The 24,585-nt window shown below is 59.1% G+C and carries 25 protein-coding genes; 10 read left to right on the forward strand and 15 right to left on the reverse strand.

The genetic code is table 11. The annotated features are described in order from the left end of the window. Positions 1 to 35: 35 nt before the first annotated feature. The 3 genes from AXW79_RS12745 to cydX are packed head-to-tail and all read left to right on the forward strand — an operon-like array spanning position 36 to position 2,860. Positions 36 to 1,607: a cytochrome ubiquinol oxidase subunit I gene (locus tag AXW79_RS12745; protein ID WP_005310027.1), complete on the forward strand. Its 1,572-nt coding sequence runs from the start codon at positions 36 to 38 to the stop codon at positions 1,605 to 1,607. Continuing rightward, a complete protein-coding gene (gene cydB, locus AXW79_RS12750) occupies positions 1,607 to 2,722 on the forward strand; it encodes a cytochrome d ubiquinol oxidase subunit II (RefSeq protein WP_005310030.1) in 1,116 nt (371 codons plus the stop codon). The genes AXW79_RS12745 and cydB overlap by 1 nt, the downstream gene beginning before the upstream one ends. Positions 2,723 to 2,746: 24 nt before the next feature. Next, positions 2,747 to 2,860, forward strand: coding sequence for a cytochrome bd-I oxidase subunit CydX (cydX, locus tag AXW79_RS12755; protein ID WP_005310033.1), 114 nt, complete (start codon positions 2,747 to 2,749; stop codon positions 2,858 to 2,860). Positions 2,861 to 2,929: 69 nt separating this feature from the next. Here the strand turns inward: cydX and AXW79_RS12760 are convergent, their stop codons facing one another. The 7 genes from AXW79_RS12760 to AXW79_RS12790 all read right to left on the reverse strand — a co-directional run bounded on the left by AXW79_RS12760 (position 2,930) and on the right by AXW79_RS12790 (position 8,284). Continuing rightward, positions 2,930 to 4,102 carry an MFS transporter gene (locus AXW79_RS12760; RefSeq protein WP_005310036.1) on the reverse strand — a complete coding sequence of 391 codons (1,173 nt, stop codon included), beginning with the start codon at positions 4,100 to 4,102 and terminating at the stop codon, positions 2,930 to 2,932. Positions 4,103 to 4,524: 422 nt separating this feature from the next. Next, the gene (gene dkgB / locus AXW79_RS12765; protein ID WP_011898892.1) at positions 4,525 to 5,328 is read right to left on the reverse strand and encodes a 2,5-didehydrogluconate reductase DkgB; all 804 of its coding nucleotides are present in this window, start codon (positions 5,326 to 5,328) and stop codon (positions 4,525 to 4,527) included. A gap of 115 nt (positions 5,329 to 5,443) precedes the next feature. Continuing rightward, positions 5,444 to 5,740 carry a putative quinol monooxygenase gene (locus tag AXW79_RS12770; protein WP_005310041.1) on the reverse strand — a complete coding sequence of 99 codons (297 nt, stop codon included), beginning with the start codon at positions 5,738 to 5,740 and terminating at the stop codon, positions 5,444 to 5,446. Positions 5,741 to 5,928: 188 nt separating this feature from the next. Next, positions 5,929 to 6,291 (reverse strand): VOC family protein, encoded by a 363-nt coding sequence (locus AXW79_RS12775; RefSeq protein WP_005310043.1) that lies wholly within the window; start codon positions 6,289 to 6,291, stop codon positions 5,929 to 5,931. A 40-nt stretch (positions 6,292 to 6,331) separates the two neighbouring features. Continuing rightward, positions 6,332 to 6,937, reverse strand: a complete 606-nt coding sequence (locus AXW79_RS12780) for a DJ-1/PfpI family protein (protein ID WP_005310045.1) — start codon at positions 6,935 to 6,937, stop codon at positions 6,332 to 6,334. A 50-nt stretch (positions 6,938 to 6,987) separates the two neighbouring features. After that, positions 6,988 to 7,359, reverse strand: coding sequence for a DUF6404 family protein (locus tag AXW79_RS12785; RefSeq protein WP_005310048.1), 372 nt, complete (start codon positions 7,357 to 7,359; stop codon positions 6,988 to 6,990). 538 nt (positions 7,360 to 7,897) lie between these two features. Further along, positions 7,898 to 8,284, reverse strand: a complete 387-nt coding sequence (locus AXW79_RS12790) for a DUF6404 family protein (protein ID WP_005310053.1) — start codon at positions 8,282 to 8,284, stop codon at positions 7,898 to 7,900. A 191-nt stretch (positions 8,285 to 8,475) separates the two neighbouring features. Here AXW79_RS12790 and AXW79_RS12795 point away from each other — a divergent pair, with 191 nt between their 5' ends. Further along, on the forward strand, positions 8,476 to 9,378 hold the full coding sequence (locus AXW79_RS12795; RefSeq protein WP_005310056.1) for a LysR substrate-binding domain-containing protein: 903 nt from the start codon (positions 8,476 to 8,478) through the stop codon (positions 9,376 to 9,378). 209 nt (positions 9,379 to 9,587) lie between these two features. Here the strand turns inward: AXW79_RS12795 and glpK are convergent, their stop codons facing one another. Together glpK and AXW79_RS12805 are read right to left on the reverse strand one after the other, a co-directional pair. Continuing rightward, positions 9,588 to 11,090 (reverse strand): glycerol kinase GlpK, encoded by a 1,503-nt coding sequence (glpK, locus tag AXW79_RS12800; RefSeq protein WP_005310059.1) that lies wholly within the window; start codon positions 11,088 to 11,090, stop codon positions 9,588 to 9,590. 54 nt (positions 11,091 to 11,144) lie between these two features. Then, complete coding sequence (locus AXW79_RS12805) at positions 11,145 to 11,993, reverse strand: MIP/aquaporin family protein (RefSeq protein ID WP_005310061.1); 849 nt, start codon at positions 11,991 to 11,993, stop codon at positions 11,145 to 11,147. Positions 11,994 to 12,481: 488 nt separating this feature from the next. On the opposite strand from AXW79_RS12805, the gene glpT reads away from it, so the two are divergent. Both glpT and AXW79_RS12815 read left to right on the forward strand, forming a co-directional pair. Continuing rightward, positions 12,482 to 13,840, forward strand: a complete 1,359-nt coding sequence (glpT, locus tag AXW79_RS12810) for a glycerol-3-phosphate transporter (RefSeq protein ID WP_005310064.1) — start codon at positions 12,482 to 12,484, stop codon at positions 13,838 to 13,840. Positions 13,841 to 13,941: 101 nt separating this feature from the next. Then, on the forward strand, positions 13,942 to 14,700 hold the full coding sequence (locus AXW79_RS12815; RefSeq protein ID WP_005310067.1) for a DeoR/GlpR family transcriptional regulator: 759 nt from the start codon (positions 13,942 to 13,944) through the stop codon (positions 14,698 to 14,700). Between the two features lie 7 nt (positions 14,701 to 14,707). Here the strand turns inward: AXW79_RS12815 and AXW79_RS12820 are convergent, their stop codons facing one another. Further along, positions 14,708 to 14,914, reverse strand: a complete 207-nt coding sequence (locus tag AXW79_RS12820; protein ID WP_005310069.1) for a hypothetical protein — start codon at positions 14,912 to 14,914, stop codon at positions 14,708 to 14,710. A gap of 103 nt (positions 14,915 to 15,017) precedes the next feature. On the opposite strand from AXW79_RS12820, the gene glpD reads away from it, so the two are divergent. The 4 genes from glpD (at position 15,018) to tyrA (ending at position 20,352) form a co-directional block, all read left to right on the forward strand. Beyond that, entirely contained in the window at positions 15,018 to 16,505 is a 1,488-nt protein-coding gene (gene glpD / locus AXW79_RS12825) for a glycerol-3-phosphate dehydrogenase (RefSeq protein ID WP_005310072.1), read from the forward strand. 102 nt (positions 16,506 to 16,607) lie between these two features. Further along, the gene (glpQ, locus tag AXW79_RS12830) at positions 16,608 to 17,690 is read left to right on the forward strand and encodes a glycerophosphodiester phosphodiesterase (RefSeq protein ID WP_005310074.1); all 1,083 of its coding nucleotides are present in this window, start codon (positions 16,608 to 16,610) and stop codon (positions 17,688 to 17,690) included. A gap of 351 nt (positions 17,691 to 18,041) precedes the next feature. Beyond that, entirely contained in the window at positions 18,042 to 19,115 is a 1,074-nt protein-coding gene (locus AXW79_RS12835) for a 3-deoxy-7-phosphoheptulonate synthase (RefSeq protein ID WP_005310077.1), read from the forward strand. Positions 19,116 to 19,224: 109 nt separating this feature from the next. Further along, positions 19,225 to 20,352 carry a bifunctional chorismate mutase/prephenate dehydrogenase gene (tyrA, locus tag AXW79_RS12840; protein WP_005310079.1) on the forward strand — a complete coding sequence of 376 codons (1,128 nt, stop codon included), beginning with the start codon at positions 19,225 to 19,227 and terminating at the stop codon, positions 20,350 to 20,352. Positions 20,353 to 20,423: 71 nt separating this feature from the next. On the opposite strand, the gene hdfR is transcribed toward tyrA, so the two are convergent. The 5 genes from hdfR to AXW79_RS12865 all read right to left on the reverse strand — a co-directional run bounded on the left by hdfR (position 20,424) and on the right by AXW79_RS12865 (position 24,580). After that, positions 20,424 to 21,299, reverse strand: coding sequence for an HTH-type transcriptional regulator HdfR (gene hdfR, locus AXW79_RS12845; RefSeq protein WP_005310081.1), 876 nt, complete (start codon positions 21,297 to 21,299; stop codon positions 20,424 to 20,426). Continuing rightward, positions 21,299 to 21,661, reverse strand: coding sequence for a DUF413 domain-containing protein (locus AXW79_RS12850; RefSeq protein WP_005310084.1), 363 nt, complete (start codon positions 21,659 to 21,661; stop codon positions 21,299 to 21,301). The genes hdfR and AXW79_RS12850 overlap by 1 nt, the downstream gene beginning before the upstream one ends. 290 nt (positions 21,662 to 21,951) lie before the next feature. Beyond that, positions 21,952 to 22,434, reverse strand: coding sequence for a serine protease inhibitor ecotin (eco, locus tag AXW79_RS12855; protein WP_005310087.1), 483 nt, complete (start codon positions 22,432 to 22,434; stop codon positions 21,952 to 21,954). A gap of 221 nt (positions 22,435 to 22,655) precedes the next feature. Continuing rightward, complete coding sequence (locus AXW79_RS12860) at positions 22,656 to 23,213, reverse strand: Lcl C-terminal domain-containing protein (RefSeq protein ID WP_005310089.1); 558 nt, start codon at positions 23,211 to 23,213, stop codon at positions 22,656 to 22,658. Continuing rightward, positions 23,210 to 24,580: an Lcl C-terminal domain-containing protein gene (locus AXW79_RS12865; protein WP_005310091.1), complete on the reverse strand. Its 1,371-nt coding sequence runs from the start codon at positions 24,578 to 24,580 to the stop codon at positions 23,210 to 23,212. Before AXW79_RS12865 ends, AXW79_RS12860 begins: the two co-directional genes overlap by 4 nt. Positions 24,581 to 24,585: the final 5 nt, after the last annotated feature.

Consider the following 24,585-nt stretch of genomic DNA (forward strand, 5'->3'; position numbering starts at 1 on the left):
AACCTGTCTGTTAAATGCAACATAGAGAGTCATGCATGATAAGCCTGGATGATGTGGTCAGCCTGTCCCGAATACAGTTCGGTGCGACGGCGATGTTCCATTTTCTGTTTGTGCCCCTCACCCTGGGGCTGTCCTGGATCCTGGTGATCGCCGAGTCGGCCTACGTGATGACCGGCAAGGTGATCTACCAGGACATTACCCGCTTCTGGGGCAAGCTGTTTGGTATCAACTTCGTGATGGGAGTGACCACGGGGATCACCCTGGAGTTCCAGTTCGGCACCAACTGGGCTTACTACTCCCAGTATGTGGGGGACATCTTCGGTACCCCGCTGGCGGTGGAGGGGCTGATGGCCTTCTTCCTGGAATCCACTTTGGTCGGCCTCTTCTTTTTCGGCTGGGACAAGCTCTCCCGCGGTCAACACCTGCTGGTGACCATGCTGGTGGCGCTCGGCTCCAATCTCTCCGCGCTCTGGATCCTCATTGCCAACGGCTGGATGCAGAACCCGGTTGGCGCCGAGTTCAACCCCGTCACAATGCGCATGGAGCTGGTGGATATCGCCGCCGTGCTGTTCAACCCTGTGGCTCAGGTCAAGTTCGTGCATACGGTGGCGGCGGGTTATGTGGCGGCGTCCCTGTTTGTGATGGGGATCAGCAGCTGGTATCTGTTGCGCCGGATGGAAGTACGCTTCGCCCTGCGATCCTTCGCCATCGCTTCGGGCTTTGGTCTGGCCGCCATCCTCTCAGTCATCATACTGGGTGACGAGTCGGGCTATACCTCGGGGGAGGCGCAGAAGGTCAAGCTCGCCGCCATCGAGGCGGAGTGGGAGACAGAGCCAGCCCCGGCCGCCTTCACCCTGTTCGGCTGGCCCGATCAGGATGCCGAGACCACCCATGCCGCCGTCAAAATCCCCTACCTGATGGGCATCATAGCCACCCGTTCCCTCGATGAGGTGGTGACCGGCATCAAGGATCTTAAAGTGCAGCACGAGGCGCGGATCCGCAGCGGCATGCTGGCTCATGATGCGCTGGAAGCGCTGAGGGCAGACGGCAGCAACACAGCCGCGCAGGCCACCTTCGATCGTCACCGTCATGATCTCGGTTACGGCCTGCTGCTCACCCCCTATGCCAGGGAGATCGGCAAAGCAGATGAAGGGGCCATTGCCAGGGCCGTGGCGGACTCAATCCCGCAAGTGGCGCCACTGTTCTGGAGCTTCAGGCTGATGGTGGGGATTGGCATAGTGCTGCTGGTGCTGTTTGCCGCCTCTTTCCTGCAACTGTGTCGTGGCAGACTGGTGCAGTCGCCGCGCCTGCTCAAAGTACTGTTCTGGAGCATACCCCTGCCCTGGATTGCCATAGAGGCGGGCTGGTTCGTGGCCGAGTTCGGCCGCCAGCCCTGGACCATCAGCGACGTGCTGCCGGTGTCTGCCTCCGTCTCCTTGCTTCAACCGGGCCAGCTCTGGTTCAGTCTCATCGCCATTTGTCTCATCTACACCAGCCTGCTGGTGGTAGAGCTGTTCTTGTTGCGTCATGTGATCCGCAAAGGGCCTGCCAGCCTGCAGACGGGTCGTTATCAAGGTGAAGTGTTGCAAAACGGGAGTCCTGCCTGATGGATTACGAAACCCTGAAATTGATCTGGTGGGGGCTGGTGCTCTTCATGCTCATCGGCTTCGTGGTGATGGATGGCTTTGACCTCGGGGTTGGCCTGCTGTTGCCTCTGGTCGGCAAAACAGACGATGAGCGGCGGGTGCTGCTCAACAGTGTGGGCCCTGTATGGGAGGGCAATCAGGTGTGGCTGATTGCCGGTGCAGGCGCCCTGTTTGCCGCCTGGCCCCTGGTCTATGCCGCCGCCTTCTCGGCGCTCTACGTGCCTTTCATGTTCCTGCTGTTTGGGCTTTTTCTGCGCCCGGTCGGCTTTGACTATCGCAGCAAGCTGGCCTCACCCCGCTGGCGACGCTGGTGGGACAGAGCCCTGGTGACGGGGGCCCTGCTGCCGACCCTGGTGTTTGGTGCGACGCTCGGTTTTCTGCTGCAAGGCTTGCCGTTTCGCTTCGACGCTGCCCTGCGCATCCACTACGGTGCCTTTGAGTTTCACTGGCCCTTGCTGTTGACCTGCATGGGCACGGCACTGGCCCTGCTGATGCTGCACGGTGCCAGCTTCTTGCAGTGCAAGACGCAAGGGGTTATCGCCGAGCGCTGCGCCCGTCAGAGCCTCTGGCTCGGCCCCCTTGCCAGTGGCCTGTTTGCCCTCGGCGGCGTCTGGCTCAGCCAGATGGCGGGTTACCAGATAAATGAGATAGGTGATCTTAATGGTGCCCTCACGCCGCTGATGAAGCAGGTGGGGCTGGCGCCGGCGGGTTGGTTCACCAACTTCTGGCTCTGGAGTGTGCCGGTCCTCGGCCTCTTGCTGCCAATGGTGAGCACGCTGGCAAGCAGTTTTGGCCGGGCGCGGCTGGCCATCCTTGCCAGCGGCGGTGCCTGCGCCACCATGATGCTGACCATCGCCATCGCCTTGTTCCCCTTCGTACTGCCCTCGTCGCTGGATCCGTCGAGCAGTCTGACCCTGTGGGATGGCACCTCCAGCGAGCGCACCCTTTTCATCATGCTGGGGATAGTCGCCGTGCTGATGCCCATCAATATCGGCTACACCCTCTGGGTCTACCGGGTGGTGCGGGGCAAGGTGAGCACCCAGCAGGTGCGCCAGCACGGCCATAGCCTCTACTAACTCAACTAAAGGGACATCTCGACTATGTGGTATTTCACCTGGATATTGGGGCTGGGGTTTGCCCTGCTGTGCGGCTTGGTCAACCTGCTCTGGCTGGAGGCCCGCTGGGCCGCTGACGAGGATCTCAAGGAGTCTTGAGTCCGCTATAGCTTTTTTGGATATGGAAAAGGCCGACACCCAGTGTCGGCCTTTTGTCTGCACAAGGGTTTAGAGTGCCAGCGCCAGTCTGGCTTCGCGGCGCTCGCTGACATGGGTCAGCCCATAGGCCAGCAGCACGATGAGGGCGCCAATCCAGGGGGTGTGCATCAGGCCCAGGTGTTCCACCACTAAGCCACCCACCACGGATCCCAGTGCTATGCCGACGTTGAAGGCGGCGATGTTGAGGCCGGAGGCGACATCCACCGCATTGGGGGTATGGCGCTCGGCCTGTTGCACCACCAGCACCTGCAAACCTGGCACGTTGCCAAAGGCAAAGGCGCCCCACACCAGCACGGTCAGCACCGCCAGCACAGGGTGTGGCGCAGTGAAGGTCAGCACCAGCAACACCAGCGCCAGACCACCGAACAGCAGTTTCAGGGCGGGCAGGGGGCCGAGTCGGTCTGCCAGCTTGCCACCCCAGATATTGCCAAAGGCCACAGAGACACCGTACACCAGCAGGATCAGGCTCACGGCACCGGCACCAAAGCCGCTCACCTGCTGCAAGATGGGGGCGAGGAAAGTAAAGGCGGTGAAGGCGCCGCCGTAACCCAGGGCTGTCTTGGCATACACCAGCAGCAGCGGTTTCTTGGTCAGCACAGCGAGCTGTTCGCGGATGGTTGAGGCCGTCCCCTTGGGCAGGTTACTCGGGATCAGCAGCAGGCTGCCCACCATGGCGATGACCCCGAGCAGGCTCACTACCAGAAAGGTTTCACGCCAGCCAAATACCTGACCAATCCAGGTGCCGAGTGGCACGCCGGTTACCAGCGCCACTGTCAGGCCGCTGAACATGATGGCGATGGCGCTCGCCGCCTTCTCTTTGGCCACTAGGCCGGTGGCTATGGTGCTCCCCACCGAGAAGAAGACCCCGTGGGCCAGACCGGTCAGCACGCGGGCAACGATCAGGCTCTCGTAGCCTGGAGCCTGCCAGGCCAGCAGGTTACCGGCGGTAAAGAGCGCCATCAGCCCCACCAGCAGCCACTTGCGTGGCAGCTTGCCGGTGAGCGCCGTCAGCACGGGGGCACCGATGGCGACCCCCATTGCATAGAGGCTGACCAGCAGGCCCGCCGAGGGGAGCGAGACATTGAGTTGTTCGGCGATGGTGGGAATGAGCCCCACGATCACGAACTCGGTGGTGCCGATCGCAAAGGCACTCAGGGTGAGGGCAAATAATGCCAGTGGCATACAAACTCCTTGGATAGTGACTCCCGACGGGAGAAGGTGGCCAGTATGCCGAGTCACTTTGTTGGCAAAAATGACGGTGACATCAAATTACTTTTGCCAAATAAGCATCAATAAGCGGCTCTGCTGTGCTCCAATCGATCAGAGATGACGGCAGGCTGGGAGCGCGAAGGCGAGATAAAGAGGGTTTGAGAAAAGAAGTCTTGAGAAAAGAGGGGAAAGGCGGAGAGGAACGCTGGGGTTGGGCATGGCTGGCGGATAGCCGGGGTCAGGATTGGAAGAGGGGTAACAAAAAACGGGAGGCATTGTGCCCCCCGTTTTGGTGCTTTCTGGCGCTGTCGTCATGGGTGAGTCCCTATGACCCTCGCGCCTCACAAGGGGGCCTTTACTCTCCCTTGAGCAGGGAAAGATCGTGAGGGCCGAGTTTAATCCCAAGCCGGTGCAAAGTCCGGGTCGGCGCAGCGTTCACCCCGCTCCAAGGTGGCGATCTGGGCCATCTCTTCACTGCTCAGGGATACCTCGAGGGCAGCCAGATTGGCGGCTTGATGCTCCCGCTTGGTGGAGCTCGGGATCACCGTCATGCCCTGGGCCAGTAGCCAGGCCAGCGACACCTGGGCTGCCGACACCTTGTGGTACTTGCCTATCTCCATCAAGAGCGGCTCACTCAGCACCTTGCCGTAAGCCAGCGGCATATAGGCGGTGATGGCGATGCCCTGCTCCTGGCAGAATTCCACCACCTTGCGGTTTTGCAGCAAGGGGTGGATCTCTACCTGCTGGTGAGCGATGGCGCCGGGACCCAGAATGTCGATGGCTTCTTTAAGCTGGGCAACCGTGAAGTTGGAGACCCCAATTTCCCGGGTCAGGCCCAGGGATTTGGCTTCGACCAGCTGCTCCAGATAGACCGCCATCGGCACCTCGTCGTTGGGGGAGGGCCAGTGGATCAGCGCCAGATCCAGATAGTCGGTGCGCAGTTTCTCAAGGCTGGTTTTCAGGCTAGGGATCAGCTTGCCTTCGGCAAACTCGCTGGTCCACACCTTGGTGGTGAGGTAGATATCCGAGCGGGGCACCGAGGTCGTCGCCAGCACCTCGCCCACTTCGCTTTCGTTGTCGTAAATCTGGGCGGTATCGATATGGCGATAACCGAGCGTCAGACCGGTGTTCAGGGTCGTAAGCAGTGGCTCACCTTTCAGGCGAAAGGTTCCCAGACCCATGGCAGGCATTTTCATCATCAATTTCCTCAAATGGGGTGTTTGGCCCTTGCCCAGAGCAAAGGCGTTGGCTTGGTGCAAAGGCCGTGGCGGCGGTGCAAGTTGGCAGCGCCATCGTCAACGAGTCTCGGAATACTCAGGCCGGCAGTCGGCGGTAATTGCGAATATTGCTGCTGGCAAACCAGGGCTCGGCCCTGGCGATAAAGTCGAGGAAGTGAGCTTGCTGCTGGTGGGCCTTGAGCGCGGCTTCGCTCTCCCACTCTTCGTGCAGCATCCAGCCATGGGGGTTGTCCAGGCTCTGGTGCAGCTGGTAACGCAGGCAGCCGGCCTCTTGCAGGGTGGCCGCTATCAGTGGCTCAAGGGCGGCCCGGAACTGGGCGGAAAATTCGGGTTTGGCTTCAAGTTGGGCAATCACAATCACGGGTGATGACATCTGAACCTCCTTGCTAAAACGAAGGTCAGTATGCCTGCCGCAAGGGGAGGGGAATAGGGCAACAGTCGCAAAACACTATTGAGAAAAGAGCAGCAATGAAAGAGCAGACGCTGCGCCAGAGGCCGATATGGGTGAAGGGTTAATAAGGGGGAAATAGAGAAGGGGACGGTTGGCGCGCCCCCTTGCCATCAGGCATTGGCTGGCTCGGACCAGACCGCAAATTCATTGCCACTGGGTTCAACAAAGTGAAAACGGCGGCCACCGGGGAAATCAAACAGGGGGCGGTTGATGGTGCCGCCATGCTGGCTCACCTTGGTCTGGGTTGCCTCTATATCGGCGCTGTAGAACACCAGCAGGGCACCCCCCTGAGCCGTGTGGCTGCACAGATCCGCTTTATAGAAACCACCATCCAGCCCCTCATCGGCAAAGGCGCAGTAGTCGGGACCGTAATCGACAAAATGCCAGCCAAATACGGCTTGAAAGAAGGCTTTGGTGGCCGCGAGATCACTGGCCGCAAACTCCACATAGTTCAGTTTTTCATGGGTTTTCATATGGGTTATCTCCGTTGGCGTCGCTGCACAATATTATGAGTTAGCTGCGACAGGCTGCAGCAATTGATGACTGGATCAGTTCTTCATAGATATCCGCTTGTCCAGCTGGCAGGAGTTGCCGGTGAATCTCGCGACGTTTGGCGGTATTGCAGAGTCTTTCGGCTAACCAGCCGGTCAGATAGATCGATGATAGACAACCTCCTGCGGTGGCGATATTGCCCTCGACCACCAGTGGTTTATCTTGCACATCTACTCCCAAGGTGAGCAGGGCGGGCTTGGCATCCGGATGAGTCGTGGCTTGCTTGCCATCGAGCAGACCCAGTTTCGCCAAAATAAAGGAGCCTGCGCAGATCGAACCAATCAACTGTTTTGCAGGATCCAGTTTGAAAGAGGACATAAATTGCGGGTCGGCCAGCACGGCCGGAATACCTTGTTGTCCGCTACAGAAAATGACGGCGTCGGCATCATTAGCTGCCATAAGATGGTCATCGGTGGTGACAGTGTTACCCAGTACGGAATGGTGGCTTGGCTTGGTGCCCAGTACTTTCACCACCCAGTCGTGCCTGGTTCTGCCAAGAATGTCTTTTATCAAGAAAAAATCGATGTCGGTAAAATCGTCAAAAAGAACAATGGCGATGGTATGCATCCGAGCTTCCTGCTGTTTTGTCTGGGGGAATGAGCGATAGTGGGAGTTGGCTATTTGAATTCTTCACCATGGCTTTCCAGTCGTTCCCAAGGGATCAATTTCAGCTGCTTGCGCCTAAGCCAGAGCCAACTTGCCATAAAAATACCGAATAATCCGGCAAACAGGGCTGTTTGGCGCAGGGAAAATAGCGGATCCATCCCCATGGGTTGCCAGCTGAAAAACCACATAAACAAGCCCCAGATCAGCCCGGCGCTCACGCCAAACCAGAGCGTATTGCTTAGCCAGCCCTGATAGTGAGGTGATTTGACTGGGCAACCCAGCCTGCGCAGCAATCTGCACAGTGGCGGATTGTAGTTGGCATGCCATACCCCTTTGCTGGCCAGCTCCTGATGGGCTGCGCTCAGCCGCTCTTCAAATGTCATGGTGTTCATCCTTGTCACAACTTGGTGTCATACGATGCCGTTTTGGCTGCATTCTACTGGCAAACCATCAACGCGATGTGAGCTCTCTGTCACGTTATTTGTCTGCGCACTGTAAGCTCTGGCGTCACGGCACACTTGCCAAGCCAGATCTGCTGCAACGATTAAGATCCTTGCTCCTGTCGGGATTGCAGCAATGAATCCCTATTCTGATCAGTGATTGACATAGCCCGACCCGTTGCCAATCACTACAGGGCGGCAATGATGACTGGATGCAGCCTTCTTGCGATCACCATACCAAGGAAAATGGAGACGAAGAGAGGGAGATGATCCCGGCTGCGTCGATAGCTGCGCCAGTTGCCATTGTGGTGGCGGAAAAGCCGGTAGGTGAGAACCACAAGACAAATTGCGGTTTGAATGAAGCAGTTAACTGAAAAACTGATCATGAATTTGACGAAATCGGGCAAGGTTGAGAGTCCGTGTCTGTGAAATTTGCTTTTCAGCGCGTGGGCTGCACTTGGCTCAAATCCGAAGAGGGGCTTCAGCCTTCTCCTGCCGCGCCTTCACTAATTGGTTGGCATTCCAGCTGCTCCCAGGTGGTCAAACCAAGCTGTCTGCGTGCCAGCCAGAGCCTGATTAAGGTCAAGAGGCCAAATATGACGGCGGATAGCGCTGTGCTGTACAAGGCAGATACGGGATCTCTTCCCTCCGGGTACCAGACGAAAATCCACATCGTCAGACCATAGATCGGCGCCAGATTCAGGCCGGCACAGAGGAAATTGACCAGCCAGCCCGCGTAATAAGGGGGCTTGAGGGTACAGCCAATTTTACGCAGCAGTTTGAAAATCCACGGGTTGTAGTTGCATTCCTTGATGCCTTTGTCAGCCAAAGTCTGATGGGCGATGGTCAGCCGCTCTTCAAATGTCATTGATTTGTCTCATACTGGAGTGGCTCCATACGGTGCTTTTTTGGCGGCATTCTACTGATTAAGTCGGCGGAGGGATAGTGCTTATCTCTGGTTGTTTCTCTTTAAAAAACAAGATCCGCTGTCAGAGTGCCCTTGCCAACCCTGAGCGATTACACCTATAAAGGCCCAATACTCTTGCCTGGATAACAGCAATGAAGACCCATTCTGATGAACTGACCCTGTTTGTGGCCGTGGTGGAGGCGGGCAGTTTTCGCCAGGCGGCGGAGAACCTGGGCATGGATAACTCTGTGGTGAGCCGCGGCATCAAGCGCCTGGAGGAAAAACTAGCCACCCTGCTGCTCAATCGCACCACCCGTCGGGTCAGTTTGACCGAGGAGGGGAGCTGGTTTTATCAGCGGGCGGTAAATATCCTGACCGAGATGAGCGAGGCGGAGGGGCATCTGTTGATGCGCAAGGAGCAGCCGGAGGGAATATTGCGGGTCGATGCGGCCACCCCCTTTATCCTGCACCGGCTGGTGCCCATCATAGGCGAGTTTCGCCGCCGCTATCCCGCCATCGAGCTGCAACTGCACAGCTCGGAAGGTTTCATCAATCTGATGGAGCGGCGGGTAGACATGGCCATTCGTATCGGCGAGCTGACGGATTCTTCCCTGCGCGCCTTGCCGCTGGGGCGTTCGCGGCTGCGGCTGCTGGCATCCCCTGCGTATTTGAACGAACGCGGCACACCGCGCCAACCGGCGGATCTGCTGGCGGGCCACGAACTGCTGGGTTTTTTGCATCCCGATCACCTCAACCACTGGCCGCTGCTCAGTGCCGAGCAGGGGGATCGCTTCGCCATTACTCCGACCCTGCGGGCCAGCAGCGGCGAGACCCTGCGCCAGCTGGCGTTGGCGGGGCAGGGGATCGTCTGCCTGTCAGACTTCATGACAGGGCCGGATCGCGCAAGCGGCGCCCTGGTGGAGGTGCTGGCTCGCAGCAACAGCGGTGCCTCGCGTCCCGTCAATGCGGTCTTCTACTCCGATGCCCAGCGGGATATCCGGTTGCGGGTCTGGCTCGACTTTATCAAGGAGCAGATCGGCAGCCATACCCTGTGAGGGGGGAGTGGGAAGGGCCGCCCCCTCCCGGCTTCCCCTTTGCAGGGGGGAAGACGTCGCTGGCACCCAGCCGTGACAAGGGGAAGGGAGCTGACTGGCCGGCAGATATACGTTGCCAATGGCCGGAGTGGATAAAGAGCTCAAAGAAGAGGCCGACATCGCTGTCGGCCTCTTTGTTTGTTCATCTCGGAAAGATGTCGGTTGCCCGATTAATCCTCTTCGGCCCAGCGGCGTGAACGCTCAACCGCTTTCTGCCAGCCGTGGTAGAGCTTGTTGCGCTCTTCGTGGCTCATCTGCGGGATGAATTCACGATCCACGCTGAACTTGTCTTCCAGCTCGTCAGAGCTCTTCCAGAAGCCGACGGCCAGACCGGCCAGGAAGGCGGCGCCCATGGCGGTGGTCTCGATACGGGTCGGACGCACCACAGGGGTGTGCATCATGTCGGACTGGAACTGCATCAGGAAGTCGTTGGCAACCGCGCCGCCGTCTACCTTGAGGGCGGCCAGCTTGATGCCGGAGTCCTGCTGCATGGCATCCAGCACATCACGGCTCTGGTAGGCGATGGATTCCAGCGCGGCACGAATGATGTGGTTGCGGTTGGCGCCACGGGTCAGGCCGACCATGGTGCCGCGAGCATAGGGATCCCAGTAGGGTGCGCCCAGGCCGACGAAGGCCGGCACCAGATAGACGCCGTTGGTGTCACCCACCTTGGAGGCGAAGTAGTCGGTATCGCGGGCATCGTGGATGAGTTTCAGCTCGTCACGCAGCCACTGCACGGTAGCGCCGCCCATAAAGACAGCCCCTTCCAGCGCGTAGTTCACTTCCCCTTTCGGGCCGATGGCGACCGTGGTCAGCAGGCCGTTGCTGGAGCGAACCGGCTCTGTGCCCGTGTTCATCAGCAAGAAGCAGCCGGTACCGTAGGTGTTCTTGGCCATCCCTTTTTCGAAGCAGAGCTGGCCGAAAAGGGCAGACTGCTGGTCACCGGCAATGCCGGCGATGGGGATGCGGGAGCCGCCGCCACGGGTGGTGTAGCCATACACTTCGGAAGAGGGTTTGACCTCTGGCAGCATGGACAAGGGAATGCCCAGCTCGTCCAGCATCTTCTCGTCCCACTTCAGGTCGCGGATGTTGTAGAGCATGGTACGGGAAGCGTTGGTCGGGTCAGTGACGTGCACTTCGCCATTGGTCATCTTCCACACCAGCCAGGTGTCTATGGTGCCGAACAGCAGTTCGCCGTTCATCGCCTTCTCGCGGGCCCCTTCGACGTTGTCGAGGATCCACTTCACCTTGGTGCCGGAGAAGTAGGCATCCAGCACCAGACCGGTGTTCTCGCGCACATACTCTTCCAGGCCACGGGCCTTGAGCTCTTCGCAGATGGCTGCGGTGCGGCGGCACTGCCAGACAATGGCGTTGTAGATGGGTTTGCCGGTGGCCTTTTCCCATACCACTGTGGTTTCACGCTGGTTGGTGATGCCGATGGCGGCAATCTCTTCGCTGCGCAGGCCAGTCTTGGCCAGTACTTCGGTGAAGACGGAGGACTGGGTCGCCCAGATCTCCATGGGGTCGTGCTCTACCCAGCCCGCTTTCGGGTAGTGCTGGGTGAATTCGCGCTGGGAGGTGCCGACGATATTGGCATCCTGGTCAAACACGATGGCGCGGGAAGAGGTAGTACCCTGGTCCAGAGCGACGACATATTTTTTTTCAGCAGACATGATGTTCTCCACGTTTTTATTTTCCACGTTGTTACACGTTGGGGAGGGCCGCTCTTATGCTGCGGCCTCTTCTTTGGCGGTTTGGGCAGCTTGCTCGGTGGCGGCAACACGGTTGCCAGGCACACAGGGAGCCAACACTTTCACATACAGGGCGGTACCAAGCTGGGCACCGACGATGGGGCCAAGGATGGGCACCCAGAAGTAGGGGTTGTCACGACCACCAGTCATGGCCACGTCACCCCAGCCTGCCAGGAAGGCAAACAGTTTGGGGCCGAAATCACGGGCAGGGTTCATGGCAAAGCCGGTTAACGGGCCGAGGGAGGCACCGATCACGGCGATCAGGATACCGATCAGCAGGGCGGCGGCGAAGCCTTTGGGGGCGCCGTTGTTGTTGTCACCCAGCGCCATGATGCCCAGCATCAGGACGGCAGTGATCACCAGCTCGACCGCGAAGGCTTGCATGTTGGAGAGCAGGGCGTTCGGGTAGGTGGAGAAGATGCCGGCGGAGCCGAGGCTCTCGACGCTGCCACGTACCACGTTGTGGGTCACTTCCCACTGGGTGAACAGGCCGCCGTAGAGGAAGTAGACAAGGGCGGCGAAGCAGAAGGCGCCAGCGACCTGGGCGATGATGTAGGGCACCACTTTGCGCTTGTCGAACCCGCAGAAGGTCATCAGCGCCAGGGTCACGGCCGGGTTCAGGTGGGCACCAGAAATACCGCCGGTCACGTAGATGGCGATGGCGACACCCAGACCCCAGGTAATGGAGATTTCCCATTGTCCGAAGTTGGCACCGGCCAGCACCAGGGCGGCCACACAACCGACGCCGAAAAATATCAGCAGGCCGGTTCCGATAAACTCGGCGATGCACTCGCCAAGCAGGGTATTGGGTCTTTGTATGCTCATACTTTTATTCCTTATATCCACCCAGAGTTGGTTTGATGTTCCGTTTTGTTGTTTTTTCAGTCCCATTACTGCATCCGAAAACGTTTTTTCTTGTTTTTTGAGCTGACGCAAACGTTATGCTCGTTTGCGCTCGTTCTCGGACGAGAGAGAAAATAAACCTAAATCGAACATTCACCACTCCCTCCCCGCAGGAAATGTGGACAAGATCCCACTCATTGCTAAGAAAATGTGACGGAAAGCAAGTTGCAACAGTGATTATACCACTTAGTGGGTGGCTGTAAGCCTTGCTATACAAGGGATTGCGGCTGATGAGTGACTACTCACTTGGCACTTTCTTTTGTAATAAAACTGCAATATTTGAGCCTCCATCACAGATTAAATGTTCACATGTGAGCACAATAGGCTCGCTTTCGAATCAGGACTCCTCTGGTTGGTCAGCATGGACAGGGCACCCTCAACCGCCCACAACAACAATAAGGAAGCAGAACATGCTTAGTCTCTTCAGGCCTGCACCACACATAGACAGGCTCCCGGCCGACAAGGTCGATCCCTTCTACAAGCGCATGCGTTGGCAGGTGTTTTTCGGGATCTTCTTCGGTTATGCCGGTTACTACCTGGTACGGAAAAACTTCAGTCTGGCGATGCCTTACCTGATCGAACAGGGATTCTCCCGCGGTGACCTGGGCTTGGCCCTGTCCGGGGTTTCCATTGCGTATGGTCTGTCCAAGTTCCTGATGGGGAACGTGTCTGACCGATCCAACGCCCGCTACTTCCTCTCTGCCGGTCTGCTGTTGTCGGCCGGTATCATGTTCATGATGGGGACTGTGCACTGGGCTACTTCCAGCATCGCCATCATGTTCGTGTTCTTGTTCCTGAACGGTTGGGTACAAGGCATGGGCTGGCCACCCTGCGGTCGCACCATGGTGCACTGGTGGTCACAGAAAGAGCGTGGCGAAGTGGTCGCGGTCTGGAACGTGGCGCACAACGTCGGCGGCGGCATGATAGGTCCGCTGTTCATCCTGGGGATGGGCTGGTTCAATGACTGGCGCAGTGCCTTCTATGTACCGGCTGCTGCTGCTGCCGCCATTGCGGTGATCGCCTTCTTCGTGATGCGTGATACCCCGCAATCGGTCGGTCTGCCGCCCATTGAGGAGTACAAGGACGACTATCCGAAGGACTATGACGCCAGCCACGAGAAGGAGTTTTCCGCCAAGGAGATCTTCGTCAAGTACGTGCTGCACAACAAGCTGCTGTGGTACATCGCCATTGCCAACGCCTTCGTTTACCTCATTCGTTACGGTGTGCTGGACTGGGCTCCGACCTACCTGAAAGAGGCCAAGGATTTCACTGTCGACAACTCCTCCTGGGCCTATTTCCTGTACGAGTGGGCCGGTATTCCGGGCACCCTGCTGTGCGGCTGGATCTCTGACAAGATGTTCCAGGGCCGCCGCGCCCCGGCCGGCATCCTGTTCATGGTACTGGTGACAGTGGCTGTGCTGGTCTACTGGCTCAACCCGGCGGGCAACCCCACCGTCGACATGCTGGCGCTGGTCGCCATCGGCTTCCTGATCTATGGCCCTGTCATGCTGATCGGTCTGTATGCGCTGGAGCTGGCACCCAAGAAGGCCGCCGGTACCGCGGCAGGCTTCACCGGGCTGTTCGGTTATCTGGGTGGTGCCGTGGCGGCCAACGCCATGCTGGGCTATACCGTTGACCACTTCGGCTGGGATGGCGGTTTCATGGTGCTGACCGCGTCTTGCGTGATCTCCATCATACTGCTGGCCATGACCCTCAAGCATGAGAACATCGCCGTCGCGGCCAAGAAGGCGGCTGCCGATAAGGCATAAAACGTGATCCTGCCCTTATCGATCCGAAAAGGGATCAGGTAAACTGCCAAAGGCCCCGCATCTGCCGGGGCCTTTTTTCGTCTCATCATCGGAGTTCAAGCGTGAAGCAAACCCAACGACATCTGGAGATACTGGACGTCCTGACGCGGCAGGGCTTTGTCTCGACGGAGGATCTGGTGACCCACTTTGACGTCAGTCCCCAGACCATTCGCCGTGATCTGAACGATCTCGCCGAACAGAACAAGATCCGGCGCCATCATGGCGGTGCCTCCCTGCATTCGAGTACCGTCAATACCGCCTACAGTGCCCGCAAAGTGATGCAGCTCAAGGAGAAAGAGCGTATCGCCCGCGAAGTGGCCGCCAACATTCCCGATGGCTCTTCCCTCTTCATCGACATAGGGACCACCACGGAGGCCATCGCCCGCGCCCTGCTCGATCACCGCGAGCTGCGCGTGGTGACCAACAACCTCAACGTCGCCAGCATTCTCACCGCCAAGGATGACTTCACCGTCATCATCGCCGGTGGCGAGATCCGCAACCGGGATGGCGGCATAGTGGGGGAGGCGACCCGCGATTTCATCGGTCAGTTCCGCATGGATTACGGTGTCATCGGTATCTCGGGCATCGACAATGACGGCTCTCTGCTCGATTTCGACTACCACGAGGTGAAGATTGCCCAGGCCATCATAGCCCACTCCCGCCAGGTGTTTCTGGCCGCCGACCACACCAAGTTCGGCCGCAATGCCATGGTCAATCTGGGCAACCTCAACCAGATCCACGCCCTGTTCACCGATCAGGAGCCGCCCGAGAAGCTGATGCGGCTCATGTCCCAGCACCAGATTGAATGCCACATCTGCTGAGTCGCCGTTAGCCCCTATCTGGCATCAGGCCGCCGCACAGGCGGCCGCTTCTTTTCCGCTTTATCCCCTCTGCTTGCACACCCTTCGCTTGTTCCTGAATGCCACTAGGCATGAGCGCGATCTCGCGCACGCTTTTTTGCCCGCCCGCCCCCTTGCTGAAGTCCTGATCACCGACTGGCAGCATTTTTAGCATTGCCAAAACAATCGCGATCACATTTTCTCCATAAAATGTTCGTTTATCATTTTTTCATGCTCTAATATGAGCGAAATCAAACATTGCTGTCATGGCAACACAAAATAAGAAAGAGTAGGTGAACATGAGCGAACATTATGATCTGGTCGTCGTTGGCGGCGGCATCAATGGGGTGGGCATTGCGGCTGATGCAGCGGGTCGGGGTCTGAAGGTTGCCCTGTTCGAGGCACAGGATCTCGCCTCTGCCACCTCTTCCAACTCCAGCAAGCTGATCCACGGTGGCTTGCGTTACCTCGAACATTACGAATTCCGGCTGGTGAAAGAGGCCTTGGCTGAGCGGGAAGTGCTGCTCGGCATGGCTCCCCACATCGCCCGTCCCATGCGCTTTCGGCTGCCCCATCGCCCGCACCTGCGCCCGGCCTGGATGATCCGCGCCGGTCTCTTCCTCTATGACAACCTGGCCAAGCGCGACAAGCTCAAGGGCAGCTGCGGCGTGCGCTTCCTGCCCCAGGACGGCTTGACCGCCGGTATCAACAAAGGCTTCGAGTACTCGGATGCCTGGGTCGATGACGCCCGCCTGGTGGTACTCAACGCCATGATGGCTCGCGATAAAGGGGCCGAGGTACAGACCCGCACCCGCTGCATCAAGGCGGTGCGCGGCTCCAAGCACTGGACGTTGACTCTGGAGCGGGAAGGGGGCGAGCAGTTCACCGTCACCTGCCGTGGTCTGGTCAATGCGGCCGGTCCCTGGGTCAAGACCTTCTATGACGAGAGCCTGCACGAGAAATCTCCCCGTGGCATCCGCCTCATCAAGGGCAGCCACATCATAGTGCCGCGTATCCATGAGCGCGAAGAGGCCTATATCCTGCAAAACGAAGACAACCGCATCGTCTTTGTCATCCCTTATCAGCAGGATTACTCCCTCATCGGCACCACGGACGTGGAGCACAAGGGCAGCCCACGCGAGGCGAAAATAAGCGACGCCGAAATCAACTACCTGTGCAAGGTGGTCAACGCTCACTTTACCCGCCAGATAGCGCCCAAAGATGTCATCTGGACCTATGCCGGCGTGCGACCGCTCTGCGATGACGAGTCCGATTCCCCCCAGGCCGTGACCCGTGACTATACCCTCGAGCTCTCCGGTGAATCCGACGGCGCGCCACTCTTGTCCGTGTTTGGCGGCAAGCTCACCACTTATCGCAAGCTGGCCCAGGCTGCCTGCAACAAGATCAAGCCCTGGTTCAGCCAGATGGGGGATGATTGGACCGCCACCAGCCGTCTGCCCGGTGGCGAATTTGATTGCTCCACCACCGAGTTGGCACGCGCCTATATGCTCGAATTCGACTGGCTGGATGAGCGCAACGCCCGTCGCATCGCCGAGGCCTATGGCAGCCACGCCCGCCTCTGGTTGCACGAGGAGCGCGGCCAGCACTTTGGCGCCGGTCTGTACGAATCGGAAGTGCGTTATCTGATGAGCCGCGAGTGGGCCCATTCGATGGAAGACATACTGTGGCGCCGCAGCAAGCTGGGGCTGCGCCTGTCTCAGCCTGAGCAGCTGCAACTGCACGCCTGGCTGGAGCAACACCAGCACGCCCTGCCCAAGGCCAGCTGATGAAGAAGCGGGCGGCCAAGGGGCCGCCCGTCGTCAAAATGCAATAAACCTCTGCTATAACAAATACCTACACCAAATAAACAATAACAAAGAGCACTTCGCATGAACAAAATCTCTCTCTCCCTGATTGCCCTTGGCTTAGGGGCCGCCCTTGCATTGCCCGCTCTTGCTGCCGACGAAGGCAAGATAGTGATCGCCCACCGTGGCGCCTCAGGTTATCTGCCCGAGCACACCCTGGAATCCAAGGCACTGGCCTATGGCATGGGAGCCGATTATCTGGAGCAGGATCTGGTGATGACCAAGGATGACCAGCTGGTGGTGATGCACGATCACTTCCTCGATGGCATCACGGACGTGGCCGAGCGCTTCCCCGGTCGGGCCCGCCCGGACGGTCGCTACTATGTGGTGGACTTCACCCTGGCCGAGGTGCGCTCCCTGAGCATGACGGAGCCGTTCCAGCTGGTGGATGGCAAGCAGGTGCCCGTTTATCCGGCCCGCTTCCCGCTGTGGAAGTCCAGCTTCAAGATCCACACCTTCCAGGAAGAGATAGAGATGATCCAGGGGCTCAACAAGAGCACCGGCAAGAACATCGGCATCTACCCGGAGATCAAGGCCCCCGGGCTGTTTCGCCACGAAGGCAAGGACATATCCAAGGCCGTCTTGAACGTGCTCAAGGAGTACGGTTACACAGGGAAGGATGACAAGGTCTACCTGCAGTGCTTCGATGCCAACGAGCTCAAGCGCATCAACAGCGAGCTGATGCCCGCCTTAGGGATGGACTTGAAACTGGTGCAGCTGATGGCCGAGACCGACTGGAACGAGACTATGGTCTATGACGCCAAGGGCCAGGCAACTCCTTACAGTTATGACTGGATGTTCAAGCCGGGCGCCATGAAGACCATCGCCGGCTACGCGGAAGGCATAGGCCCCTGGAAGCCGATGATAGTCACGGAGCCGGGTACCTTGGGCAAACCAGTGTTTACCAATATGGTGAAAGAGGCCCATGCCGCTGGCCTTAAAGTACACCCTTATACCTTCCGTCAGGATGAGGGGCAGATCCCGGCCTACGCCAAGGATTTCAGTGATTTGCTCAACATCTTCCTCTATCAGGCCGATGTGGACGGGGTGTTCAGCGACTTCCCGGACAAGGCGGTTGACGCCATCAAGGCACACGGCAAAGCATAAAAGAAGAGCAAGACGGGAACGCAAGCGGGGCCAGGTGCCCCGCTTTTTTTATAAAATGGAGGCAAGGGCAGGGGTCGGATAGTGGTCGAGCAGTACTGACGGTAGTATCAGCATGTAACTATATATTTACGATTTTATCGGATCAGGGGCTTTTTACTCGCTACTTTCTGGTTGTTTTGGTCGCCTTGCTGGTCGTTTATCCACCTACTAGACAGTTAATCCGCTAGTTTCACTTGATTGTTTGTTTTTCCTTGGTAAGGTGAGGACGGTTGCGTAACAAAGCACTGACTTGTGTAAATAAATGAATACACCCAGTGCAATTGGCTTAAATACTGTAGAGAGAATGAGATCATGCAAAGAGACCCCCTGAACAACATCCATATCCAATCCGAACAAGTGATGATCACGCCTGCCCAGCTCAAGGAGAAGCTACCCATCTCCGACCAGGCGCTGGCTTTCGTGCAAGGGGCCCGCACTACCATCGCCGACATCATCCACCGTCGTGATCACCGCCTGCTGGTGATCTGTGGACCCTGTTCCATCCACGACATGGACGCCGCCAAAGAGTACGCAACCAGACTCAAAGCGCTGCATGATGCCTATCAGGATTCTCTCTACATTGTCATGCGGGTCTACTTTGAGAAGCCGCGCACCACGGTCGGCTGGAAAGGCTTTATCAACGACCCGAACCTGGATGGCACCTTCGATGTGGAGCTGGGGCTGCATCGCGCCCGTGAGCTGCTCTGCTGGCTGGCGGAGCTGGAATTGCCGTTGGCGACTGAAGCGCTCGACCCCATCAGCCCGCAATACCTGGCCGAGCTCTTCTCCTGGTCGGCCATCGGCGCCCGTACCACAGAATCCCAGACCCACAGGGAGATGGCGTCCGGCCTCTCCATGCCGGTCGGCTTCAAGAACGGCACAGACGGTAACCTGGGTACCGCCATCAATGCACTGCAGGCGGCCTCCAGCCCTCATGCCTTCATGGGGATCAACCAGCAGGGCCAGGTTGCCTTGCTGCAGACCCAGGGCAACCCGGATGGCCACGTCATCCTGCGCGGCGGCAAGCACCCGAACTACGACTCGGTCAATGTGTCGCTGGCGGAGGAGGCGCTGGAGAAGGCGGGCCTGCTGCCCGGTCTGGTGGTGGATTGCAGTCACGGCAACTCCAGCAAGGATCACCGCTTGCAGCCCAAGGTGGCCGACAACGTCATCCACCAGATCCAGGAGGGCAACCGCTCCATCATAGGGGTGATGCTCGAATCCAACCTGTTCGAAGGCAACCAGTCCAGCGAGCAGCCTAAGGAGCAGATGCGTTACGGCGTCTCCATCACCGATGCCTGCATCGACTGGGATAGCACAGTCGCTCTGCTGGAGCGATGCCATCGCGAGCTGGCGGCGCCGCTCAAGGGCAGAACTGCACGGTAAGCCGTGGTATCTTGTCGTAACTGATTGAACCATAGAGGTATCACTGCCCACGCAGTGATACCTTGTTGCCTCTTGAATCACAGGGCGCCGCCGCCAGCGGGGACTGGATATGGCTGAAGAGTTGAATGCCCTCAGGGACAAGATTGATGCGGTGGACAGACAGCTGATCGATCTGCTGGCCGCACGACTGGCCCTGGTGGGGGAAGTGGGTGAGGTGAAGAGCCGCCACGGCCTGCCCATCTATGCACCGGACAGGGAGGCGAGCATGCTGGCCCGCCGTCGCACCGAGGCCGAACTGTTGGGGGTGCCGGGCGATCTCATCGAGGATGTGCTGCGCCGTGTCATGCGTGAATCTTATGCCAGCGAAAAAGACACCGGCTTCAAGTGCATGAAGCCGGATCTTGGCAAAGTGGTCATCATAGGCGGACAGGGTCAACTTGGCCGCTTGTTCGGCCACATGTTCAGCCTCTCCGGCTACCGGGTCGAGACCCTCGAACAAGCAGACTGGCCAAGAGCTGACGCCATCCTGGCTGACGCGGGTCTGGTGATGGTGGCCGTGCCCATCGACATCACCTGCCAGATCATCGACCGGCTCGGTTCATTGCCTGCCGATTGTCTGCTGGTGGATGTCACCAGCGTCAAGAGCGAGCCGCTTGCCCATATGTTGGCCGTGCACAAAGGTCCTGTTCTGGGGCTGCACCCCATGTTCGGACCCGATGTGGCGAGCCTTGCCAAGCAGGTGATCGTCTGCTGTCAGGGCCGTGATGCGGCCGCCAGTCAGTGGTTGCTGGATCAGATGACCATCTGGGGCGCGCGCTTGCAGCAAGTTGAGGCCAAAGCCCACGACGAGGCCATGACCCTCATTCAGGCGCTGCGCCACTTCGCCACTTTTGCCTATGGCTGGCACCTCTCCCGGGAGCAGGCCAACATCGACCGCCTGCTTAACTTAAGCTCCCCCATCTACCGGTTGGAGCTGGCCATGGTGGGGCGGTTGTTTGCCCAGGATCCTGAGCTCTATGCCGACATCATATTGTCGTCACCGCAGAATCTGGCGATGATCCGCCGCTACTACCAGAACTTCGGCGAGGTGTTGGGGCTCTTGGAGCAGGGGGACAGAGCCGGTTTTATCGATGCCTTTTCGCAGGTATCCGGCTTCTTTGGCGAGCATGCCGACGAGTTTCTGCGCGAGAGCCGCATGTTGCTGGCCCAGGCCAACGATCGCCGCCAGCACGGCTGATGCGATTGCACGCAAGCACCATAAAAAAGGGGCCTTTTCGGCCCCTTTTCTGTCTGTGCTATCGCCCGAGGTTATTCAGGCTGCGGCAGGCGCAGATCGGCTCCATCCCAACCGAGCGGCAGGGTCAGCAGCCGATCGATCAGCTCCCGGCGATCGGATTTCTCCAGATAGGCGAGGTAGAGCGGACGACTGAGCGGCTGGCCTCCCTCCACCAGATGCAGCTGCCCCTTTTCCAGGAAGGGACTCACCATCCGCCGTGGCAGGTAGGCGGCACCCCCATTGGCCAGCACGAACTGCAGCGCCATGTTGGCGGAGCTCGAGTGCAGCACGGGGGTTTTTTGCAGGCTCTGCAATCGGCTGGGTTGCGGCTCCAGACTGGTGCCCCAGTCGAGGTGAATGTGGGGCATTTGCATCAGGCTGTCGGCGTTGGCTGTGCTATCCCGGCTCACCAGTTCAAACACCAGTTCGCCGATGGGATACAGGGCAATCTCATCGATCTTGGTTGGCTCGGATAGCAGGGCCAAGTCGAGGGAGCGCTCCAGCAGCTGGCGGCACAGGTGCTCGCGGGATGCGGTTTCGAGCCGCACGGCGAGGCCGGGAGCCAGCGCATAGACATGATTGAGCCAGTCGTTGAAATCGAGCTCCCAGAACACGGCGGGCGCGCCTATGGCGAGCTGCTGGCTGAAACCGGGGGAGAGCGCAACGTCCTGCTTGGCCCGACCCAGGGTATGCAAGATGGCGTCTGCATAGGGCAGCAGACGCTCACCGGACGCGGTAAGGCGGATGTTGTTGCGATGACGGGCAAACAGACTGACCCCGAGTTGCTGCTCAAGCTGGCGGATCCGAAAGCTCACCGCCGACTGGGTCAGGTAGAGATTCTCAGCAGCCCGGCCAAAGTGCCGGGTCTTGCTGACCTCGATAAAGGTCCGAAGCAGTTCGGTATCCATTAATCGATGGACTCGTCGCTACCGCCGCCGTTGCCGCCGTCAAAACCACCGCCGCCGGTTTCCTCGTTGGCGCCGCCTGCGACTGTGCACAGACGATGCACGCGCTTGGGACCTATCACCTTCAGATACTTGAACCACACCTTGGCGTGGGGATTGCTGCCGGCAGCGCCGGATTTGACCTGTTCGATAAAGGCGCTTTCTACGTCATCGCGAGGCGCCAGGTTGCCCTGATAGAGCGCCAGCATGGCGGTGCCGTATTTTTCCAGACTGTCCGCTTCGGCAACAGTGAATTCACCACTGCGACGCAGGCCACGGGGAAAATGTTTGAAGTCGTTGAAACGCTTGTCGGATTCGAAGCTCATAGTGCTCTTTTTCTGGTTAGTTTGACCTTTGCGGGCAAGTATCATCAGGCCGTCGCAGAGTGCAAAATCAATTTTTTCACTATATGGATAAATAATTTTCATTGAAAGTGATTTAGCCATGATCCAGTGGATATTCGGGGAGGGCAGGAGCAAAAAAGCGGAGTTATGTCAGGTTATGTCAAGGTTCGGCCGTCTGGGGCGACGAAGTTTGGTTAAAAATAAAGCGCCATTTGGCGCTCTATCTTGTGTCATTCATGAACCAAAGCGGGAGGTTTGGTCTCGATGGAGACTTACTCTATCATGGCTGGCTGGGCCAGGTTGTCCGCACGCCACAGACGGTAGCGCACTTCATACTCCTGCGGGACGTAAAGCACGAACGGCAGCTTGGAGTTGTAGTTCACGAAGAAGCCCTGACCGTAGATCTGGACGAAGGTCTCTTTCTTCTGGACATCCGGGCAGGCCATCAGGGTGCTGATGGGATCGGATACCTTGCCGAGCATCAGGTAGTTGTAGCCCCAGCCCTTGACGCTGTGCTGCTCCAGATTGCCCGCGAAGCGCGGCACATTGCAATCGACCATCATTTTCTTGCCGACCTGCAGCTCGACCATCATGTCGGCTTCGTTCTCGACTTCCGGCAGGCGGATCACGACACGTTCCTGGTTTACTTCGGCGGCCGGAAACATGCTGATATCAAATTTTTTCGGTTCGGCGGCGAAGGCATGGCCGCCCAGCAACAAGGCGCCCAGCAGGCTAAAACGCAATACGGTTTTCATCTGTACCTCATGGGGATTGGTTCAACGCCGCTAGACTAACCGCTCTGCCCGTTTCATGCCAGCGATCCGGGGTGCAAATCCTGCCAGATCCGGCACAGGATGACGTCTTCTGGCTATTTTCTGACAAGGCGCACATTCGGTGTACAGCGCTTTTGCACAGCTCGGAGGTGGCCGGACAAGGATCCGTTTTTCAGCGGGCTCCTGTGGCCACCCCCGCGCAATCAACGCACCAGGAGCAGCTGTTTGGCCCAGGCACCGGGCGCCCGCATGCCGACGGCGCCGCTGGTGATATCCAGATAGGCGACGCTCTTGCTGGCCGGCACCGGGGTCGAGGACCAGAGATAGACGTAACCGTCGTTCACCTCTTTTCCTTCACCGGCCATGGCGCGGGGGAAGATGGTTTCGTTGAGCGCCGGCTTGTAGCAGGCGGACTCCAGCACGCTGGTCAGCTCCTTGATGGTGGGCAGGCGCCAATCCCGGTAGCCGCCAAAGTTGTGCAGGGCATGGCTCGGCTCGGAGCGGATCCGCTCGGCGGTCAGCAGGGCCTGCTGCCAGTAAAGCCGGGTCGGTTCGCCGCTGCAGCTCTGGTTGCGCCAGCTCTGGCCAAGCTGGCAGCGCATCCAGGTCAGGCCCGTGCTTCTGTCCGTGACTGTGCCGTTGCCGCGATCGATGAAGCGGGCGGTGGGGCTGGTTCTGGGCATGGTGTCGTCGCAGATGGCGGTGGCCAGGGCGAGAGGGCTGCCGAGGGTCAGCAGCAGGGTCAGAATCAAGCGGTTCATCGGGTTACCTCCGCCACCAGTCGCAGTTGCAGACCGTTGGCATCATTGCTGTTTTGAACTGTGGTGGCGTAGTCGGTACCGGCGTCATCGCCGAGGAAGATATGGGCGATGGCGCTCAGGGGGGCGCTCTCCAGCCGACGGGACGGGGTCAGGGTCTGGCTCCAGTAGTAGCCGCTGAAATCCTTGGTGGTGGTGCCGACATCGGGGAAGTAGCGCACATCCATGGTGACCAGCTGGCCATACTGGCGGGCGAGCGAGCCGTAGTGTTGCAGGCTCATCAGCTCGCGCGAGTGGGGCATGCGCCAGCTGGTGATGCCGCACAGCTGCTGGGTGTTGAGCCACTGGCGATATTGCTCTGTGGTGCAGATGGCCTCGCCTTGCGGGCAGGCGTAGTCAAGCTCCTGCTGGGTGGGGTGATAGTCGCCAAGCTCCCAGGCGAAGGTGCGATGCAGATCGCGTGGGCTCTTTGCATCATTCAGCTTCCTCTCCCAGACGAGGCGGGTAGTGAGGTCTTCCACACACTCCCAGACTGGGGCGTCATCCGGCAGGGGCTGGCCCTTGCCATCCAACTTGCGATAGCGCAAGGGGGCCTTGTTCAGGCTGGCTTCCTGGCCCGGGTGGTCGGCGGGCTCTTCGGTGAGCAGGTAGTCGACACCATCCGTGTAGGTAGTGACGCCGCTGCCGGTGACCAAGGGATGGGAGTATTGCTGTTGCAGCATGCGGGTGACGCTCTCTTGCAGGCTGGTCAGCTCGCCGTGCTGGGCAAAGTGGCTGGCCAGCTCGGGCAGCAGGCTGCCGAGGGCCGGCCACACCACGGCTTGCAGGAGGACGGGCGAAAGGTCCGATATCTCCGGCTCTGCATCGATCACCGCCAGCAGCAGTTGCCCCAGCGCCAGGTTGAAGTCGGCCAGTTGCGACAGGGCGGCCAGCCCTTGACCTGGTTGCAGCGGCGCCAGCGCGGCCAACATCTCGTCGAGTGCCTGTTTGGGCGGATGTCCCTCGGCGATGCTGCTTTGCAGCAGGGTGCTGAGCAGGCTGGGGGTCAGGGTCTGGCCATCCAGTCGGGCGGCCGGGTGCAGCAGCGCCGGCGCTGCCGGGTTGGTTGGCAGGAACAGCAGCGGACTGGTCAGCAGGGCGGGGGAGGTGCCGCTCAGCTGACGGGTACCGGCTACGCCGCTGACGCTGGGCTCCCCCTCGTCACAGCGGGTGTTCTGGTTGAGATTGACGCACAGGGTGCCACTCTCGGGCAGATTGACGTTCAGGGTATAGGCAGGTGCCGCCAGCGGCGCCTCATCCGAGCCGCCGCCACCGCAGGCGGTGAGCAGGGGGGCCAGCAGGCAGGCCAGGCGGGAATAGGTTGGATTCATCTCTT

Source organism: Aeromonas salmonicida subsp. salmonicida, assembly GCF_001643305.1.
GTDB classification, from domain to species: domain Bacteria; phylum Pseudomonadota; class Gammaproteobacteria; order Enterobacterales; family Aeromonadaceae; genus Aeromonas; species Aeromonas salmonicida.

What these genes read in the sequence shown, in the direction of transcription:
- AXW79_RS12805 (WP_005310061.1), bottom strand. Translation starts at nt 11,993, where the DNA reads ATGAGCATACAAAGACCCAATACCCTGCTTGGCGAGTGCATCGCCGAG.
- AXW79_RS12790 (WP_005310053.1), bottom strand. Translation starts at nt 8,284, where the DNA reads ATGACATTTGAAGAGCGGCTGACCATCGCCCATCAGACTTTGGCTGAC.
- AXW79_RS12775 (WP_005310043.1), bottom strand. Translation starts at nt 6,291, where the DNA reads ATGAAAACCCATGAAAAACTGAACTATGTGGAGTTTGCGGCCAGTGAT.
- cydX (WP_005310033.1), top strand. Translation starts at nt 2,747, where the DNA reads ATGTGGTATTTCACCTGGATATTGGGGCTGGGGTTTGCCCTGCTGTGC.
- glpQ (WP_005310074.1), top strand. Translation starts at nt 16,608, where the DNA reads ATGAACAAAATCTCTCTCTCCCTGATTGCCCTTGGCTTAGGGGCCGCC.
- eco (WP_005310087.1), bottom strand. Translation starts at nt 22,434, where the DNA reads ATGAAAACCGTATTGCGTTTTAGCCTGCTGGGCGCCTTGTTGCTGGGC.
- cydB (WP_005310030.1), top strand. Translation starts at nt 1,607, where the DNA reads ATGGATTACGAAACCCTGAAATTGATCTGGTGGGGGCTGGTGCTCTTC.
- hdfR (WP_005310081.1), bottom strand. Translation starts at nt 21,299, where the DNA reads ATGGATACCGAACTGCTTCGGACCTTTATCGAGGTCAGCAAGACCCGG.
- glpD (WP_005310072.1), top strand. Translation starts at nt 15,018, where the DNA reads ATGAGCGAACATTATGATCTGGTCGTCGTTGGCGGCGGCATCAATGGG.
- AXW79_RS12770 (WP_005310041.1), bottom strand. Translation starts at nt 5,740, where the DNA reads ATGTCATCACCCGTGATTGTGATTGCCCAACTTGAAGCCAAACCCGAA.
- glpT (WP_005310064.1), top strand. Translation starts at nt 12,482, where the DNA reads ATGCTTAGTCTCTTCAGGCCTGCACCACACATAGACAGGCTCCCGGCC.
- AXW79_RS12850 (WP_005310084.1), bottom strand. Translation starts at nt 21,661, where the DNA reads ATGAGCTTCGAATCCGACAAGCGTTTCAACGACTTCAAACATTTTCCC.
- AXW79_RS12795 (WP_005310056.1), top strand. Translation starts at nt 8,476, where the DNA reads ATGAAGACCCATTCTGATGAACTGACCCTGTTTGTGGCCGTGGTGGAG.
- glpK (WP_005310059.1), bottom strand. Translation starts at nt 11,090, where the DNA reads ATGTCTGCTGAAAAAAAATATGTCGTCGCTCTGGACCAGGGTACTACC.
- tyrA (WP_005310079.1), top strand. Translation starts at nt 19,225, where the DNA reads ATGGCTGAAGAGTTGAATGCCCTCAGGGACAAGATTGATGCGGTGGAC.
- dkgB (WP_011898892.1), bottom strand. Translation starts at nt 5,328, where the DNA reads ATGATGAAAATGCCTGCCATGGGTCTGGGAACCTTTCGCCTGAAAGGT.
- AXW79_RS12865 (WP_005310091.1), bottom strand. Translation starts at nt 24,580, where the DNA reads ATGAATCCAACCTATTCCCGCCTGGCCTGCCTGCTGGCCCCCCTGCTC.
- AXW79_RS12785 (WP_005310048.1), bottom strand. Translation starts at nt 7,359, where the DNA reads ATGACATTTGAAGAGCGGCTGAGCGCAGCCCATCAGGAGCTGGCCAGC.
- AXW79_RS12860 (WP_005310089.1), bottom strand. Translation starts at nt 23,213, where the DNA reads ATGAACCGCTTGATTCTGACCCTGCTGCTGACCCTCGGCAGCCCTCTC.
- AXW79_RS12745 (WP_005310027.1), top strand. Translation starts at nt 36, where the DNA reads ATGATAAGCCTGGATGATGTGGTCAGCCTGTCCCGAATACAGTTCGGT.
- AXW79_RS12780 (WP_005310045.1), bottom strand. Translation starts at nt 6,937, where the DNA reads ATGCATACCATCGCCATTGTTCTTTTTGACGATTTTACCGACATCGAT.
- AXW79_RS12760 (WP_005310036.1), bottom strand. Translation starts at nt 4,102, where the DNA reads ATGCCACTGGCATTATTTGCCCTCACCCTGAGTGCCTTTGCGATCGGC.
- AXW79_RS12835 (WP_005310077.1), top strand. Translation starts at nt 18,042, where the DNA reads ATGCAAAGAGACCCCCTGAACAACATCCATATCCAATCCGAACAAGTG.